Raw genomic sequence first — 17066 nt, 5'->3', positions numbered from 1 at the left:
GCACAAGCTCTTGCAAAGAGCCCAATGTTCCACACCGAACATACGCATTGTCGCCCATGACCGCGGTGGCGGGGACTTCGGTCGCTAGGTCAACAGCAGGGTTGCCCCGCCACAGCGTACGCAAGCGAACAGCTGGGCAAGCATCGCTGGGTGGTGGAAAGAACGCATGATTGGTTTGCCAGAAGCACCTGGGCTTGAGTGACTTTCATTGCGCCTCCTTTGGCTGCTGCAATGCTGCGGGCATGGGAGCGAATAAAGAGCCGCGTGGTGCCCGGCAAGAAAAAGGAGGAGGGCGGAGACACGCCGGGCGCGGCTGAAAACGAGAAAGCCCGCTCAGAGGCGGGTCGGAGGCGAAAAAAACCCGTCGAAATGGGTTGTGGGTGACTTGGGTCTTTAGATTTCGGCGTCGCCGAGTGCCGCAGTATCCAGCCGGGGTCGAGAAGCGGTCTTTTTGACTACGCGCCGTACCATCAGCACAAGCAGCATGAACCCGATGAAGTACATCATCCAGACGGTGTACTCGGTGAGCGGATCTTTAGAAAATGCTCGCCACATGGCGACACAGGCGGTGAGCACGAATGCCAGTTCTGTGAGGAAGATCAGCCGCTCTGAAAACTCAAGAAATATCGACAGAATCAGCACGACTAAGAGTGCGATAAAAATAGCAGCTCCAATCAGTAGTGAGGATTCAGGCACGTTGTTCTCTTGAGATTGACGAGTCTTATTGTTGTTTTTCCTACGACAGTCGGCAACCAAAACCCTGTTTAAATTCGTTACGGCGCTGGCGGAGCGGATTGTGTGTTTCGCGGTCCCCATGAGCGCCAGCATGCCCGGCGTAGCCGAACGCAAAAAGCCCGCGATATGCGGGCTCCATTGGGTGTCGGCTTCTGAGGCCGTTGGTTTTGCTCGTCTAAACGAGCGTCAAGCGCTTAGCTTGGTTGCTTTGGCTTGTCTTCTGGCTTCTGGCTGGGCTGCTGCCCGGGCTGTTGCTTGTTTGGAGACTGTTGCTGCGGCTGTTGCTCTTCTTTTTTGCCCGGGTTGCTTTGACTTTGTCCGGGTGTGGTGGTTTGCATTGTCATGACGCTATCCCTTGGTTTGTGAATGACAAGCCAGGATGACTCGCCATGTCTTCACGGTGCGCTCATTGCGATACCCGCGCTGTACCAATGCGTTACGGACCTGTCGGCCCAGGGGACTGGGGGCTCAGATCGCAGCACCGCCCGGGGCGAGCCAGGGCGCTGGTTTTGGGTTGGCGTGCACAACGCAAGGCGCATCTTGCCGTTGCCGTCGGGCTGCACAGTCAGTCATGAGGAGCGGATAAAGAGCCGCGTGTTGCCCGGCAAGAAAAGGGAGAGGCGGAGACACGCCGGGCGCGGCTGAAAACGAGAAAGCCCGCTCTGTGGCGGGCCGGAGGCGTAAAAAAACCCACCGAAGCGGGTTGTGAGGGGTTAGTGTTTTGCGTCGCCGAACTCTGGCCTATCCAACCTATGAGGAGGAACGGCCTTCTTGAGAAAACGTCGAAACATCAGCACAGCCAACATGAAGCCAATGACGGACATCATCGAGAGGGCGTACTCGGTGAGCGGATCTGTCGAGAGCGCTCTCCAAATGGCGACGCTGGCGGCGAGCACGAATGCAAATTCTGTGAGGTGCAATAAGCGCGTCGAAAATTCAAAGATGAACGACAGTACCAGTGCGCTGAAGAGCAAGGCAAACACTGCAGCACTAATCAAAAGTGGTAACTCAGGCATGGCTTTCTCCAGAGTTGGTTTGTTTTTATTGTTGAAAATCCTGTGGTTCATCGCAGACAAAACGCTGTTTGGATGCGTAAGCTCGTCTGAACGAGCTTCAAATCTGCATGCCCCGCCTTGTCTCTAGGGTGCGCTCATTCGTATACCCACGCTGTACCCATGCGTTACGGTCTCAGCGCAATCGGGTGCGACGTCTCCATCTATCTCTTCAGAGGTTCGGGCTGAACTACGCGCTCGGATTCTGGATCCTGAGGGATGTCCGGCTCATTGTCTGGGGAGAAGGGCGGGTGAGGTGGATCGTCGCCGCCACCAGGAGCGATGGGTTCCTGTTCCGGATACGGTTTGCCGACAGGATCCATTTCCTCGTCCTCTGGCAGCGATTCCGATGTCTTGGGCTTAGTCATAAGTCATTCCTCGTGCGGTGATTGATGGGCTGTTTTGCTGGACCGTTGACTCCGGCTGGCCTAACAAGGTGGGCGAAGACGAAATCGGATGCTGTAGGCGCGATGCCCCAATCGCCGGCATAAGTACTAAAAATCACAAACCGCGGCTATCTTTCAAAGGCTCTGGGCTGCCTTGTGCCTTGAGGGTCGCGCGGGCTGAGTGATGAAGAGAGCGGTCGGGAGCGCTGTGCATTTAGCTGGCAATCTAAGCGTTGCTCTCTGGGGGAAGGTGTCGAGTTTTCTTGATGCGTATTTCGGGAGCCGTTACAAAAGAGCCCAAAACGTAGTTGGCGGGAGAAAAGACATAGTCACCTCCCTTTGCCTGATGGTGTCGGGCGTCTGGCACGCTGGGTTTTCGATCGCCTAAGTAGGCTGCGGACTTGGAGAGTGTTTTCATCTACGACTCCGATCTGACTTGGTAGATCGGGGTCGATCACCTTGACCTCACAGTACGCTTTCCCACACGAAAAGCTTGCATCCTGAGTCGCAATCTAGGCAGTTCAAACCGAAACCCTGCACGCAAGGCTTTGGTCTGCCCTGATGTCGCTTGGGATCCCATGCCGCTGTCGTGCGGCTTCTACGCTGCTGGCGAGCAGAGAAAAGGCCGGGTCATCCGGCCAGGTTGGGGATCATGTGTTCTCCTTCGCAGCGCGTGGCTGCTGGTGTGTTGAGTGCTCTGGTCTCTCGCGTTGCACTGGGTCTCTTGGGTTGAAAGCTTCTGCGTGTCATGCAGGCAGTTTCAGCCACCGTGCGCCCCAGGGCAACGTCCAAACGTCCAGGAGGACAGACAAATGATGTGGCTTGATTCACTCCGCGCCGCGGTGAACCAGTACCCCGGCGGTCGGCCGGCTGTGGCCATGCGCCTGGGTAAAGCCGATGAGGTTTTGCGCAAGGAGCTGGCTGGCACTTCGGCAAACCACAAGATGGGGCTCACCGACTCTCAGCACATCGTGGAAATGCTGGCGGAGCAGGGCATTGATGTTTCTGGCTTCAAGGTCTCCGTCGATGCTGCCTGCTTGAGCGAGGCTGACTCTGCTGGCGCTGCCAGCCTGCACGTCCTGGCGGCTTACGGCTGCAAGGAAATGTCCGAGGTGGTCGCTGCTGTGGCGGCATCGCTCACGGACGACCATATCTCGGGCATCGCCAACCGCGGCGCTCCTGTCAGTCCGCAAAAAAACACCTGCCCAGCGGGTTTGTAAGAAGAAATATTTTTGAAATTTGATGGAATACGGTGATTTGTTTCGCAGAAATTCAAATGAGCGCAAAGACCGTGCTATAGTTCATCCATCGACGCAGGGGATGCAAGCAATCGCCTCTCCCGCTGAAAAAATACCGCGCGATGGAGCAGTCTGGTAGCTCGTTGGGCTCATAACCCAAAGGTCGTAGGTTCAAATCCTTCTCGCGCAACCAACGTGTTCCGGCTTAGTCTGGAACCTGCAAAAAAGCCCACTTCGGTGGGCTTTTTTGCGTCTGCAGCGCCCGTCCACAACTTGTCAGGTTACAGGCGCATGACCCGTGCAGCGGCTCAGAAGCGCTTGCAGTGTCGCGGGGTTGCCGTCGACATCGGCACAGGCCACGTAGCTGTCCGGACGAATCAGGTAGGCCGCATTGCGCAGCAAGCCTGCCGCCGCATACGGTGGGCCGAAATCAAACTGGTGCAAGGCGATGCGCTGTGCTGCGCACCATGCGACGAGATCGCTGCGGGCCGTGCCGTACACATGCACTTGCCAGGCGATGGCGGCCAGCGGGCCGTAGTTGTCGGCTGCGCGCACCCAGGGCAGGCGATCTCCGCCGTGTACCGCGCCAGCCTGGCCCGCGCTGATCGGGCTGTCGCGGTAGCGGATCATCGTCTGCGAAAGCAGGCGAAAGGCGTATTCGCGCACTGCACCGACGCCATAGGCCAGCGACGCCAGCCGCGGGGCGATCTGGGTGCGCACGAAGTCGGCCAGGCGGCCACCAGCGGTGATGAAAGTGAAAGCACGGTCCGTGGTCTCCACCAGCGTCAGTGCAAAGGCACGGCGCTCGGCCTCATAGCTGTCGAGCAAGGCGTCGGGCGCACCCTGGCGCAGAACGCCTGCAAGCTTCCAGGCGAGGTTGATCGCGTCGCCTATGCCGGTGTTCATGCCCTGGCCGCCGACCGGGCTGTGGATGTGTGCCGCATCGCCGACCAGGAAGGCGCGTCCCCGGCGATAGTGGTCGGCCACGCGGTGGTGCACGCGGTAGGTCGAGAACCAATGGACTTTCGCGACTTGAAGCCCGACGCTGGCGAGGGCGCGGTGGCCCACGTCGTCGAAGGCCAAGGACTCGGCATGCTCGCTGTTGTCGTCGGCTACGCCAATCAGGCGGCCCCGGCCCTGATCGTCGTAGCCCAGCCAGAGGACGAAATCGGCCTGGTTGAGCGCGGCGTTCACATCGCCGTTGGCCGTCGGTCCGCTGGCTTGCACATCGGCCACATAGAAGTATTTTTCATAGGTGCCGCCGGCAAAATCCGTGCCCAGCGCATGCCGAACCACCGAACGCGCTCCGTCGCAGCCGGCGATATAGGCCGCTTCGCAGCGCTGCTCGCTCCCATCGGCCGAGCGCAACTGCACCACGACGTGATCCCCGAAGTCTTCGAAGCCCAGGCACTCGGTCTGCCATTGCACTTCCACGCCCAGCGCCTTCAGCCGCTCGACCAGGAGCCGTTCGTGCTTGTCCTGGGGGAAGACCAGGACAAAGGGGTAGGGCGTCAGTTCCTGCCCGGCCGAGCCGAAGGACAGCGTCGCACGCTGGCGGCCTTTGGCCCAGAGATGGAGGGCCGGCGCGCGGTGGCCGGCAGCGATCACAGCGGCGTCGAGGTCCAGCTGGCGGTACAGCTCCAGTGTGCGCGCATGCACCACCATGGCCCGCGAGGTTGCCCCCGGCCCGCTGGCCTTGTCGACGATGCGCACAGCCACGCCCTGCCTGGTGAGCCACAGCGCAAGCACCAGGCCGGTGGGGCCGGCACCGACGATCAGGACGTTGGCGAGGGGTGTCATATGCGCCTGGGTTGGATGGTGATTCCTGTCCTCATTGCGTATTGTGGCTGTCGTGCAGGGTGGGGCTTGTAGGGCGTAGCGCCATGTGGCGCAGGGCAGCTCGGCAACACGGCCGCTCAACTTCCACCGTTCGTGCATTCACCGCAGGTCCGCACCATTGATCCGCACAACGGGTATTCCGGCAAGGTCTACATTCGCAAGGCATAGGACGTTGATAGCCCAGCCTTCGAAGGGAAGTTTTCCGGCTCTTATTTCGTCCGCGGTGGGTTGGCTGGGTATACGAAAAGGCAAGATTCCACAGCTGGGGCAGAAGTAATCCCTGGCCGTCTTTGTGTGCCATTCATAGACGCTGAGATTTTCCAAAGGGGTCAGCATGCGCAGCGCTTCCTTTGGGACCCGGTGAATCAGCGCAGCTCGGCGCCGGCCGATGGAGCAGTTGCAACTTCGTACGTGGTCGAGATCCAGGTCCACTTCGAAGCGGCACGCACCGCAGTGACAGGAGCCTTGATGGGTTTTCATGCACAGTATTCTCGCCAAAAGGGGCCGCCAATGGACGGCTCAAAGACGGCTGCCCGACGCTGCGCTGGGCTGAATCCGGAAGGTCGCCTTCGCGGCACCAACTGCTCACTGCATGCGCCTGAGGCCTGTCGAAGGAATAGTATGGAGTGCGGCCCGGCCTGATGCTCCCGGCTGGGAGTTCGACGGCCCGTGACGAGCGAGGTGTCCATGGAACAGACCACGAACCCAAGGAGCGTGCTGGCGCGCATTCCCACCGCTGTCTGGGCGCTGGGCTTGGTGAGCATGCTGATGGACATCTCTTCCGAGATGATCCACAGCCTGCTGCCCATGTTCATGGTCGGCGCCCTGGGCATGTCGGCTTTCGCGGTGGGGCTGATCGAAGGGTTGGCCGAGGCCACGGCGCTGGTGGTCAAGGTGTTTTCCGGGGTGCTGAGCGACTGGTGGGGCAAGCGCAAAGGCCTGGCCTTGCTGGGCTATGCGCTGGGCGCGTTGAGCAAGCCGCTGTTCGCCCTGGCCTCGGGCTCCGGCCTGGTGGTGGCTGCCCGGCTGACCGACCGCATCGGCAAAGGCATACGCGGCGCGCCGCGCGATGCGCTGGTGGCCGACGTGACGCCGCCGGAGATCCGGGGCGCGGCCTTTGGCCTGCGGCAGTCGCTGGATACGGTCGGGGCCTTTCTCGGGCCGCTGCTGGCCGTGGGGCTGATGCTGTTGTGGGCCAACGACTACCGCGCGGTGTTCTGGGTCGCGGTTTTCCCCGCGGTGCTGGCGGTGCTGGTGCTGCTGCTGGGCGTGCGCGAGCCCGCGGCCGTGCCCGGCGCTCGCCGCAGCAACCCGATCCGGCGCGAGAACATGCGCAAGTTGGGCGGGGCCTATTGGTGGGTCGTGGTGGTGGGCGCGGTCTTCACGCTGGCGCGTTTCAGCGAGGCCTTTCTCGTGCTGCGCGCCCAGAACGTGGGCGTTCCCACGGCGCTCGTGCCTTTGGTGATGGTCGCCATGAATCTGGTTTATGCGGCTTGCGCCTACCCCTTTGGCCAGCTGTCCGACCGCATGATGCACAGCAAGCTGCTGGCATTGGGGCTGGTGGTGCTGATCGCGGCGGACGTTTTGCTGGCTTGCGCGCAGCACTGGGGCATGGTCCTCGCCGGGGTGGCCGTCTGGGGCATCCACATGGGGATGACGCAGGGCTTGCTGGCGGCCATGGTGGCGGATACCGCGCCCGCTGATTTGCGCGGGACGGCTTTTGGTGTATTCAATCTGGCCAGCGGCGTGGCCATGCTGGTGGCCAGCGTCATTGCCGGGTTGCTGTGGGACGTTTATGGGCCGGTGGCGACTTTCTGGGCCGGAGGCCTGTTTGCGCTGCTGTGTCTGCTCGGTTTGCGACTGAATCCGCGCGGGCGAGAGACGCGTAGACCCATGTGTTAATAATGGTTTTTTTAGATACTTAATTGCTTGTGCTGTCATGAAAAGCTGCGCTAAGCCGCTATCGCATCAAAATATTTTCTTATTTCAGAAAGTTGTGAAATATGTTTTTGAAGCCCCTGGATGCGAAAAATGCGGTGCGCGCTCACTCTTCTCAGCGCGCTTTTCTCGTGAGAAATATGATTGCCCCCCCGACGAACTGCGGCTGGATCGACACCATCGACACATTCTTGCAGTCAAGGCGCTGATCCAGCGGCATCGTCGATACGTGTAATCACACCATGCAAAAAACATCTATACCAACCCTGCATCACTTCTCCAATCCATGGATGAGGAAGGAAACGCCATGCATGTACTGACCCTCCTGCTTCTGGCCGTTCTCGGCATTCCGCTGACCCTGGGGGGCGGTTATCTGCTGGCCCTGGGCGGCAGCCCTTTTTATCTTCTGAGCGGCGTGGTCGTGCTGATCGCCGCCTATGGCGTTCTCAAGCGCCAACGCTGGGCCACCCCTTTGTATGCCGTCTGGATGCTGGTGCTGCTGGCCTGGTCCCTGTGGGAATCGGGTCTGCACTGGTGGCCTTTGGCAACCCGTCTGGGTCTGCCCGCCATCATCGGCTTTGTGATGGCCATTCCTGCTTCGCGCCGTAGCGCCACAGGCACGCCCGCGCCTTTCAGCGCCGGCTGGCCCGTGCTGGCCTCTTCGGCGCTGGCCGCCGTGGTGGCCCTGGTCGGCATTCCTTTCCACCTGCATGAGACCGAAGGCAAGCTGTCCATGGAAGTGGTCAATGCGGACGCCAAGCTGGGCGACGGCGCACTGGCCGATGGTGACTGGGGCGCCTATGGCCGTACCCACTACGGTCAGCGCTTCTCGCCCCTCAAGCAGATCACGCCCGAGAACGTCAGCCAGCTGGACGTGGCCTGGCAGATCCGCACGGGCGACATGAAGGGGCCTGGCGACGTGGGTGAGACCACCTACCAGGCGACCCCGTTGAAGGTCAACGGCAATCTGTACCTGTGCACTCCCCACAGCCTGGCCATCGCGCTCGACGCCGACACCGGTGCCGAAAAATGGCGTTTCGATCCCCAGGCGGGCCTGGAAACGGGTCGTCAACACCAGACCTGCCGCGGTGTTTCCTTCCACGGCAGCGCTGCACCCACCCAGGTCGCAGCCGCGCCAGCGGCGGCTGCCTGCGTGAACCGCATCTTCCTGCCGACTTCGGATGCCAAGCTGTACGCACTGGATGCCGCCACCGGCAAGCCTTGCGCGGACTTCGGCAAGGGCGGTGCCATCGATCTGATGCACAACATGCCTTCCAAGCAGCCGGGCTTCTACAACCCCACCTCGCCACCCGTCGTGGCCGGTGACAAGGTGATCATCGGGGGCTCCGTCAACGACAACTACGCCGTCAAGTCGCCTTCCGGCGTGATTCGCGCCTATGACGTGCATACGGGCCAGCTGCTGTGGAACTGGGACTCGGGCAAGGCCGACGTCACCGCGCCGTTCGACATCAACAATCCCGACCAGACCTACCAGGCGTCGTCGCCCAACAGCTGGTCCGTGTCCAGCGTGGACATGGCCCTGGGCATGGTCTACATCCCCATGGGCAATCGCACGCCTGACCAGTTGGGCATGTACCGCAATGCCGATGAAGAAAAGTACGCCACTTCGGTGGTGGCACTGGACCTGGAAACCGGCAAGGTGCGTTGGGTGCAGCCGTTCATGCACCACGACCTGTGGGACATGGATTCGCCCGCACAGCCTGTACTGGTCGACCTGGACCTGGCCAAGGGCCGCGTGCCCTCTATCGTGGTGCCGACCAAGCAAGGCGATGTCTATGTGCTGGACCGCCGCGACGGCACGCCCGTGCATGCCATCACGGAACGCGCAGCGCCTCAGGGCACGGAAATTCCAGGCCAGACCGTGGCTGCCACCCAGCCGGTTTCGGCCCTGAGCTTCGAGCCGCCACCGCTGAAGGAGTCCGACATGTGGGGCGCGAGCTTGATCGACCAGATGATGTGTCGCATCCAGTTCAAGAAGCTGCGCTATGAAGGCCGTTACACGCCTCCGTCGCTGCAAGGCTCCATCGTCTATCCCGGCAACTTCGGTACCTTCAACTGGGGTAGCGTGGCGGTGGATCCCCAGCGTCAGGTGATGTTCGGCATGCCGACCTACCTGGCCTTCGTGTCCACGCTGATTCCGCGTGCACAGCTCGCCGGCCAGCAAATGAACCTGGGTGAGCAGGGCATCAATGAAAACGCGGGTGCGGACTACGCGGTGAAGATGCATCCCTTCCTCTCGCCCGTCGGCGTGCCTTGCCAGGTGCCACCATGGGGCACGGTGGCCGCTGCCGATCTGCGCACGGGCAAGATTGCCTACCAGTACCGCAACGGCACCATCCGTGACCTGTCGGCCATCCCCATGCCCATCAAGGTGGGTGTGCCCGGGATCGGTGGTCCTTTGATGACCGCCAGCGGCGTGGCCTTCCTGGGCGCCGCGGTGGACAACAACTTCCGCGCCTACGACGTGGCCACGGGCAATGTGCTGTGGAATGTCCGCATTCCCGCAGGCGGCCAGGCCACGCCCATGACCTACCTCAACAGCCAGGGTGAGCAAGTGGTGGTGCTGGTGGCCGGCGGCCACGGCTCCATCGGCACCAAGGCCGGTGATTACGTGGTGGCGTACAAGCTGAAGAAGTAAGCGCTGCGCGCAAGCGGGGCTGGCATGCCAGCCTGTCCCGCGAAAAGGCCTTTTCAACCTCTCCAGAGAGTGCTTGAAAAGGCCTTTTTTTTATCCCCGATGGCCCAAGCGATGGTGCTTGGGCCGAGGGACTCAGGGCGCCGCGTCCCCTGTCTCGGGCACATACACCACCGAGCCGTCCTTCATGCGGTAGGCCACGCCGGCCTTGGCGCCTTCGCCCTGGCCGGCCTGGCCGTTGGCCTTGAAGCGTTCGACCTTGTCGCCTTTCTTGACGATCATTTCCATGCTTTCCTTGCCGGCGTTGGTGACCACGGTGACGTCGGGCTGGGACATGGCGGCCATCAGCGGGTTCTGCGCGATGGTGATCAACAGGGCCGCGATGATCACCAGGAAGATGTCGATTAGGTTGACGACGGACAGGATGGGGTCCTCGGCGTCGCCTTCTTCGAGGAATTTGAGGCTCATGCGCTCACTCCGGCGTGGGACGTGGGGGCCACGGCGCCGGGCGCCAGCGCGGGCGCGGCGATGGGCGCGTTCTGCTGCAGCCAGACGATTTCCTCGGCCAGCCAGCGGCGGCGCACGGAGACGATCCAGTAGGTCAGGGCCGAAGCGATCAGCGCCAGGATCACCGCCGAGAAGGCCACGGCCAGGTTGTCGGCGACGGCGGCGATGTCGCCGCTGGAGATGCTCTTGAGCGCCGGACCCATGGGAATCATGGTCGCGACCAGGCCCAGCATGGGCGTCACGCGCGTGGCCACGCGCGGCACTTCCAGCAGGCGGTGGGCCGCGAGGTCGCGCTCGTCGGGCGAAGCGCCGGGGTGGCGGCTGGCCCAGCGCAGCAGGGGGTAGGCGCTGCTGTGCGCGGCCGAGGCATTGAGCCTTTGCTTCTTGCGCTGGACATGGGCCATGGCGAACTGGCCGAAGGCGAACAGCGAATAGAAGAACAGCAGGGCGATGGCCAGCAGCGTGGGAATCAGGAACAGCTGGCCGATGGTGTACATCCAGGATTCGATGTGCAGGCTTGTCATGGGAAGGCTTTCAAATCAAGAGAGAAAAGTAAGGAGGCGGCGCGCTCAGTGCGCTGCCGCGGGCAGGGGGCGCGGCCGGGCCTGGCGCAGTGCGCCGGCGGCCACCACGGCCAGCACCAGGGCCCACAGCAGCCATTGCTGCAGGCTGGCGGGGGATGCGGGCGCAGGCGGCTCCACCTTTTGCAGCTGCATGCCGCTGATGGTGGGCGTGGCTGGCGCGGGTTCGGGTGCGGCTTCGGGGGGCGCGGCTGGCGCTGGCGCTGCGGCGGGGGGCGCGGCCGCGGGCGCCTGCGTCGGCAGCGCATTGCTGTCGGCGGCGCCGGCCACATAGTCCATCAGCGCGCGGCTCGCGGGCTGTACGCCGAAGCGCTGCTGCAGTTGCTGATAGCGGTTCTTGAGCGTGGCCAGCGTGGCGTCGTCGGTCTGCCAATAGCCTTTGCGCGCGGCTTCGAGCATGCGCTCCATGGTCTGGGCGTAGGCATGGGGGTTGCTCTTTTCCATCCATTCCCTGACGCCCAGCCGGTGCTTGTCGTTCACATAGACGTCGGCCATTTCCTGCCACTGGTCGTCGCGCACGATTTCATGCGAGGTCGCGGTCCAGCCCCAGAGGTTGTTGGTGGCGTCGAGCACGCGCAGCGTGCCCGAGTAGCCTTCCTTCATCAGCCCCTGGATGTAGCCCGGGTGGAATTGCCGCGTCGCGAGCTCCTTGGACAAGAAGGTGGCGGCCGACTCGGTGCGCGTGGCGCCGGGGTTGCGCAGGTTGGAGATGTACAGCTCGGGCGCCTTGCCGTCGAGCGCGCGCACGGCCAGACCTATGCCGCCCAGGTACTGGAAGGGGTCGTCGGTGGTGAGCATGCCGTAGGTGTTGGAGCTGCGCGAGAGCACGGCGGCCTGCGTGCCCTTGAGGTGCTCGGCGTAGAGGTTGGTGCCCAGACCGGCAACGCCTTGGGTGCCCCAGAGCTTTTCGTCGGGGCCGTAGGCCGATTGCATGCGGTCCAGGTAGAGCGCGGCCAGCTTGCTGTCGCCTTCGGCCTTGCTGCCCCAGGAGTCGGTGGCCAGCGTGGCTTCGGGCAGGCCCGTGCCGTATTCGCCGCTGGCCGTCGAGAAGATGCGCGTCTGGCTGGCCGTGGCCGCCGCTTCAGGCGCAACGCCCTGGGCGATCAGGCGCTTTTGCACCTGCTGGCTGAAGCGCCAGGCGGGGTTGTCGGCTTCCTCGGCCGTCGCGGCCAGCTGGGCAGCGCGCGCGAGCTGGCGCAGGGCGTTGGGGAAGTGGTCGCGGTACAGGCCCGTGGCCGACAGCACCACGTCCACGCGCGGGCGGCCCAGGGTCTTGCGGTCCACGCGGCGCACATCGATCACGCGTCCGCCCTTGTCCCAGACCGGCTCCACGCCCATCAGCCACAGGGCCTGGGCTTCGAGCAGGCCCTGGTGGCGCATGGTTTCGACCGACCACAGCGAGAAAGTCACCTTGTCCAGGGCCTTGCCGGTGTTGTCGCGGTGGGCGGCAATCATCTGCTCGGCGGCCTTCTGGCCCGCGGCCCAGGCCTGGGCGCTGGGAATGCGCGAAGGATCGAAGCCGTAGAGGTTGCGGCCCGTGGGGAAGGCGTCGGGGTTCTTGATCGGGTCGCCGCCGTAGGAGGTGGGAATGTATTTGCCGGCCAGCGCGTTGAGCAGTGCCGGCATTTCGCCCGAAGCGTCGAGGCGGCCATACCATTCACGGCCCTGGGCGAGCTGGGCTTGCAGGGCCGGGTCCGGCGCTGTCGCCGTGCCGGCGATGAATTGCGCCAGCAGCTGGAAAGGCGCGCTCTGGGTGAATCGGCGGTAGTCGCCGACCATGGCTTCGTCGATCTCGCTCTCGGCCACGCCCGCGGCGCGGGCTGCGGCATGCCAGTAGTCGCGGCCCAGCATCATCACCACGGTGGCCAGGCGGTGCTCCTGCGCGGGCGGCTGGCCCAGGGTGTGCAGGCCCAGGGGCTGGACGGTTTCGGCGAGTTCATGCAGGTGGGCGTGCAGGGCTTCGACGAAGGCGGCGAAGTTGTCGGGCCTGTGGCCGTCTTTCCAGCCCATGTTCTGGTCCATGCGCTCGGCCTTGACGCGCGCCAGGATGTCGGCCCGGTACTGGTCCTTGACGGCGCCCTGGTCCTGGTCCTGCCAGGCGTGCAGCAAGTCGTGGACTTCGCTCCAGGCCTGGTGCATGCCCGCGGGCTGGAAGGGCGGCGTCTGGTAGCTCAGCGTCACGGCGCGGCCGCGGCGCTTGGCCTGCTGGGCTTCGCCGATGTTGTCGACGATATAGGGATAGACCACGGGCAGGTCGCCCACCGTCAGCGAAGGGTAGTCGGTCACGGCCAGGCCGCGCTCCTTGCCCGGCAGCCATTCCTGGGAGCCGTGGGTGCCGAAGTGGACGATGGCGTCGCTGGCCATGGTTTCGCGCGCCCAGAGGTAGGCGGCGAGGTAGAAGTGGGTGGGCACGGCGCTCAACGAGTGGTAGAGCGCGCGTTCCTGGTTGTCCTGCTTGTCGCTGCGCGGCGGCTGGGGCAGCAGCACGGCGCGGCCCAGTTGCAGGCGCGGAATCACGAACACCGGCTGGCCCTGGTGCTGGATCACCATGTCGGACGCGGCCGGCTGGCCCCAGCGACGCGTGACATCGGCACGCACCTGCGGGGGCAGATTGTTCAGCCAGGCTTCGTAGCGCGCCACGGGCAGGGTGGCCGCGAGTCCGTCGCGCAGCAGGTCGTCGAGACGGGCATCGCGGTACAGCGGCGCGAGCAGGCGCTGGAGCTTCTCAATCAGCACCTCCTGTGTGGGCACTTCGGTGGTGTAGCCCGCATCGCGCAGCGTCGTGAGGCTCTGGATCAGGCTGGTCGGCACATTGAGAAAGGCCGAGGCGAGGTTCTTCTCACCCGGAGGCGAGTTCCAGAAAAAGATGGCCAACTGCTTGTCGGCCGCGGGCTTGCGTTGCAGCCGCACCCAGTTCAAGGCCTTGGTGACCACGGATTGCGCTTGCGCGTCCAGGGGCAGCTGCTCGCCGCTGAGCGGGTCGATGGCCGAGGCGATCTGGATGTCGTTGATGCCGGTGTATTCGGCCTGGGCGACGTACAGCGGCAAGTCCATGGCGGGAATGCCCTGGGGGTCCTTGGCCCAATCTTCGGGCGAGCCGCGCCGGTAGGTCGTGGCCTGGACCACGGGAATGCCCAGTTGCTCGAAGGCGCGCCGCGTGCCGTCGGCGTTGAGCATGATGCGGGTGTTGATCAGCACATCGGCGGCGCGCCGGCCGCCCGGTTGCAGGATTTGCAGGTGGGCTTGCTCGTCCATCGAGGGGCTGTAATAGGGCAGGGCCACGGCGCCCGCGCCTTCGATGCGCGCGACCAGATCATCGATCACGGCCGTCTGCAGGCCGCCGATCTGTGTCTGGTGAAAGCTCAGGGCCACGACCGGCGGGCGCTGATCGGGCGCGTCAAGGCGGATGCCGCGCCAGGCGAAATATTCGGCCGTGCTGGCAAATACCTGCAGCGGCGCGCGCGGGTGGTAGATGCCCACCTTGGGAAACACCTGCGGCGCGGGAATGCCTTCGGGGCGGCGCTTTTCGAGCAGGGCCTGGAGGGTCAGGAAAAAGTGGCGGTAATTGGCCTGGCCGCCGTTGACGTAGTAGCGCGTGAGCTGCTCCACATCGGCCGCAGCGAAGCCGCGTCCCGCGGGGCCGGCTTCGAGCAGCCAGACATGGGGCATGGGCAGTTGCGGCAGAACGGCGCCGAGCTTGGCCTGCACCTGTTCCTGCTGGTAGGCGTCGATCAGCACCAGGTCGAAGCCCGCGAAGCTGCCGGCCTCGGGCTGCTCGGGCAGGGATTGCAGGCTGCGTTGCTGGATGCTCACGCCGGCGTCCAAGGCCAGCGGCGCCAGGGCGGTGAATTTGCCCAGGGGCACGTTGCTGGCCGAAATGATGAGCACGTTGTGGCGTGCGGGGGCCGCCGGGCCGGCCTGTGCGCTGGCGCCGGTCAGCAGCAGCCAGCCCAGCATCCAGGGGATCAAACAGAGAAATTTCATGGCGTCAGGCGCTGGGCGGTTGCCCGTCAGCGGCCTGCCTTTTAATGCGAACAAAGCCACCGGCGGTGAAGCGGGTAGCTTGGGGGCGGCAGGCGCGAGCACGCCTGCCGGGCGTCAGCGCCTTTTTAGAAGTCGGCTTGCAGGCTGACAAACAGCGTGCGGCCGCGTTCGGCATTCTTGAAGTCGGCCGATTTCTCGGCCAGGTCCACGTTGCCGATGTTGTCCAGACCGGCGCGCGCGGTGTAGGTCTTGTTGAGCTTCTTGCCCACGCTCACGTTCCAGACGCTGAAAGCGGGCAGCGGGACCGATGCGGCGACCTGGCTGCCGAAGTAGTTCAGGTCCAGGCGTGCGTTCCAGCCGTCGTGGCCGTTCCAGTCCACCGCGGAGTTGAAGCCCACGCGCGGGCGGTAGTCGAGGCGGTTGCCGGTCGTCAGGTCCTTGGTGGCCATGAAGGTGGCGTTGTTGCTCCAGCGCCATTGGCGGCTGATGTCCCAGTTCGCACCGAGCTCCAGGCCGGTGATGCGCGCCTTGTCGACGTTCGAGTACCAGTACTGGTTGCGGTTGTTGACCTTGGGGCCGATGATTTTGCTGGCGATCAGGTTCTTGACGTCGTTGTGGAACAGCGTGGCCTGCAGTTCCAGTGCGGACGTAGGCTGCCAGGTCGCGCCCAGTTCGATGGAGTTGAGCGATTCGGGCTTGAGATCGGGGTTGCCGTAGATGTCGTAGCTGGCGCCGTTGTAGTGGTAGTTGCCCGACATCTGCTTGAGCGTGGGGGCCTTGAAGGCGTGGCCCAGGCCGCCCTTGACGACCAGGGCCGGCGAAGCTTCCCAGACCAGGTAGGCGCGCGGGCTGAACTCGCTGCCGAACAGGGCGTGGTGGTCGGCGCGCAGGCCGGTGGTCAGGCTCAGGCTTTGGGTCAGTGCCCATTCGTCCTGGGCGAACACCGCCTTGTGCGTGGCGCTGTCGCTGCCCTGGTTGAGTTCGGAGTGGGTCAGGCTTTCACGGCGCAGTTCGGCGCCGGTCGTGAACTGGTGGGCACCGAAACGGGTCGAGGCAAAGCCGTCTATGACTTTCTCCTGCATGCGCTGGGGCGTGGCCGGTGCCACGCCCTTGCTGGCGGAGTTGGTGATGCGGATGTCGCTGCCATAGGCGCGGGCCTGGGTTTTCCAGCCGCCGAATCGGCCTTTCCAGGTCACATCCGCCTGGCGGCGGTCGAGGTCGTAATCGCTTTCATAGACCACGGGCAGCTTGTTGACGGTCTTGCTGGTGTCGAAGAAGCGCCGTTCCTTGCCGGCCATGAGGTTGAAGTCCAGCGAATGGTCGGCATTGATCTTCAACGTGCCGCCGACGCTGCCCTGGGCATTGTTCTGGCCTTCGATGGCCGAAAGGCTGGGGTTGCTCGGCTTGGCGATGGCATCGGCGTGGGCCGCCGTGCCGGACAGGCGCAGCGACAGCATGTCGTTGACCTTGCCGGCGGTGTAGATCGAGGCCTGGCCCAGGTTGCCGCCCGAGCGGTCGGTCTGCGTGCCGGCCTTGGTGTAGATCGAGGTTTCCCAGCGGTCGCCCGTGGGCTGGCGCGTGACCATGTTGATCACGCCGCCCAGGGCTTCGGAGCCGTAGAGCGTGGACATGGGGCCGCGGATGATTTCCACGCGTTCCACGGCGGCCATGGGCACCCAGCCGAACTGGAAGTTGGAATGGCCGACGATGTCATCGGTGGCGGCAATGCGCTTGCCGTCGACCATGGTCAGCACATGCTTGCCGTCCATGCCGCGCATGGACAGGGTGCGGCGTCCCGCGGTGTTGGTGGCGTTGAAGCCTATGCCGGTCTGGCCGCGCACGGCTTCGAACAGGTCGGCGGGCTGCTGCTGGTCCAGGCGCGCGCGGTCCACGATGCTGACCGAGGCCGGTGCGGTGCGGGTGTCGTGCTCTTGCAGGGTGGCCGTGACGGTGACCGTGGCCAGGTCCTGGCTTGCGGCGGGGGGCGTCTGGGCAAAGGCCAGCGCGGGCAGGGCCAGGCACAGGGCCGATGCCAGAGGGGTCAGGGAAGGGGCCAGACGGCGCGGTGCGCAGCGGTCTGCGTGGGTGGATGAAGGCATGAGGAACTCCGGCCCGGGAAGCTGCTGCGCTGCATTGCGGGACCAATGGGA

The 17066-nt window shown here is 64.0% G+C and carries 12 protein-coding genes and 1 tRNA gene; 4 read left to right on the top strand and 9 right to left on the bottom strand.

Annotation, left to right across the window (positions count from 1 at the left end; translation table 11 throughout):
- Nucleotides 1-393 precede the first annotated feature (393 nt).
- The 3 genes from N0K08_RS20575 to N0K08_RS20565 all read right to left on the bottom strand — a co-directional run bounded on the left by N0K08_RS20575 (nucleotide 394) and on the right by N0K08_RS20565 (nucleotide 1751).
- Complete coding sequence (locus tag N0K08_RS20575; RefSeq protein WP_261502276.1) at nucleotides 394-696, bottom strand: hypothetical protein; 303 nt, start codon at nucleotides 694-696, stop codon at nucleotides 394-396.
- Nucleotides 697-929: 233 nt separating this feature from the next.
- On the bottom strand, nucleotides 930-1079 hold the full coding sequence (locus N0K08_RS20570) for a hypothetical protein (protein ID WP_261502275.1): 150 nt from the start codon (nucleotides 1077-1079) through the stop codon (nucleotides 930-932).
- 369 nt (nucleotides 1080-1448) lie between these two features.
- Nucleotides 1449-1751 carry a hypothetical protein gene (locus N0K08_RS20565; RefSeq protein WP_261502274.1) on the bottom strand — a complete coding sequence of 101 codons (303 nt, stop codon included), beginning with the start codon at nucleotides 1749-1751 and terminating at the stop codon, nucleotides 1449-1451.
- A gap of 1234 nt (nucleotides 1752-2985) precedes the next feature.
- On the opposite strand from N0K08_RS20565, the gene N0K08_RS20560 reads away from it, so the two are divergent.
- Together N0K08_RS20560 and N0K08_RS20555 are read left to right on the top strand one after the other, a co-directional pair.
- Nucleotides 2986-3393: a transcriptional regulator gene (locus N0K08_RS20560; protein WP_261502273.1), complete on the top strand. Its 408-nt coding sequence runs from the start codon at nucleotides 2986-2988 to the stop codon at nucleotides 3391-3393.
- A 134-nt stretch (nucleotides 3394-3527) separates the two neighbouring features.
- Nucleotides 3528-3604: transfer RNA gene (locus N0K08_RS20555), tRNA-Met, on the top strand.
- An 83-nt stretch (nucleotides 3605-3687) separates the two neighbouring features.
- On the opposite strand, the gene N0K08_RS20550 is transcribed toward N0K08_RS20555, so the two are convergent.
- Together N0K08_RS20550 and N0K08_RS23350 are read right to left on the bottom strand one after the other, a co-directional pair.
- On the bottom strand, nucleotides 3688-5211 hold the full coding sequence (locus N0K08_RS20550; protein WP_261502272.1) for an FAD-dependent monooxygenase: 1524 nt from the start codon (nucleotides 5209-5211) through the stop codon (nucleotides 3688-3690).
- A gap of 138 nt (nucleotides 5212-5349) precedes the next feature.
- Nucleotides 5350-5730 (bottom strand): GFA family protein, encoded by a 381-nt coding sequence (locus tag N0K08_RS23350; protein WP_456301243.1) that lies wholly within the window; start codon nucleotides 5728-5730, stop codon nucleotides 5350-5352.
- 207 nt (nucleotides 5731-5937) lie between these two features.
- Here N0K08_RS23350 and N0K08_RS20545 point away from each other — a divergent pair, with 207 nt between their 5' ends.
- Together N0K08_RS20545 and N0K08_RS20540 are read left to right on the top strand one after the other, a co-directional pair.
- On the top strand, nucleotides 5938-7152 hold the full coding sequence (locus tag N0K08_RS20545; protein ID WP_261502271.1) for an MFS transporter: 1215 nt from the start codon (nucleotides 5938-5940) through the stop codon (nucleotides 7150-7152).
- A gap of 343 nt (nucleotides 7153-7495) precedes the next feature.
- Nucleotides 7496-9847 (top strand): membrane-bound PQQ-dependent dehydrogenase, glucose/quinate/shikimate family, encoded by a 2352-nt coding sequence (locus N0K08_RS20540; protein ID WP_261502270.1) that lies wholly within the window; start codon nucleotides 7496-7498, stop codon nucleotides 9845-9847.
- A gap of 132 nt (nucleotides 9848-9979) precedes the next feature.
- On the opposite strand, the gene N0K08_RS20535 is transcribed toward N0K08_RS20540, so the two are convergent.
- The 4 genes from N0K08_RS20535 to N0K08_RS20520 form a co-directional block, all read right to left on the bottom strand.
- Complete coding sequence (locus N0K08_RS20535) at nucleotides 9980-10312, bottom strand: DUF2149 domain-containing protein (RefSeq protein WP_261502269.1); 333 nt, start codon at nucleotides 10310-10312, stop codon at nucleotides 9980-9982.
- On the bottom strand, nucleotides 10309-10875 hold the full coding sequence (locus N0K08_RS20530; RefSeq protein ID WP_261502268.1) for a MotA/TolQ/ExbB proton channel family protein: 567 nt from the start codon (nucleotides 10873-10875) through the stop codon (nucleotides 10309-10311). Before N0K08_RS20530 ends, N0K08_RS20535 begins: the two co-directional genes overlap by 4 nt.
- A 45-nt stretch (nucleotides 10876-10920) precedes the next feature.
- Nucleotides 10921-14916 carry a cobaltochelatase subunit CobN gene (gene cobN, locus N0K08_RS20525; RefSeq protein WP_261502267.1) on the bottom strand — a complete coding sequence of 1332 codons (3996 nt, stop codon included), beginning with the start codon at nucleotides 14914-14916 and terminating at the stop codon, nucleotides 10921-10923.
- Between the two features lie 125 nt (nucleotides 14917-15041).
- Nucleotides 15042-17015 carry a TonB-dependent receptor plug domain-containing protein gene (locus tag N0K08_RS20520; protein ID WP_261502265.1) on the bottom strand — a complete coding sequence of 658 codons (1974 nt, stop codon included), beginning with the start codon at nucleotides 17013-17015 and terminating at the stop codon, nucleotides 15042-15044.
- Between the last annotated feature and the right edge of the window lie 51 nt (nucleotides 17016-17066).

This window comes from Acidovorax bellezanensis (genome assembly GCF_025421555.1).
In the GTDB taxonomy this organism is placed as follows: domain Bacteria; phylum Pseudomonadota; class Gammaproteobacteria; order Burkholderiales; family Burkholderiaceae_C; genus Comamonas; species Comamonas bellezanensis.
This window is presented reverse-complemented; position numbering and strand designations above follow the sequence as displayed.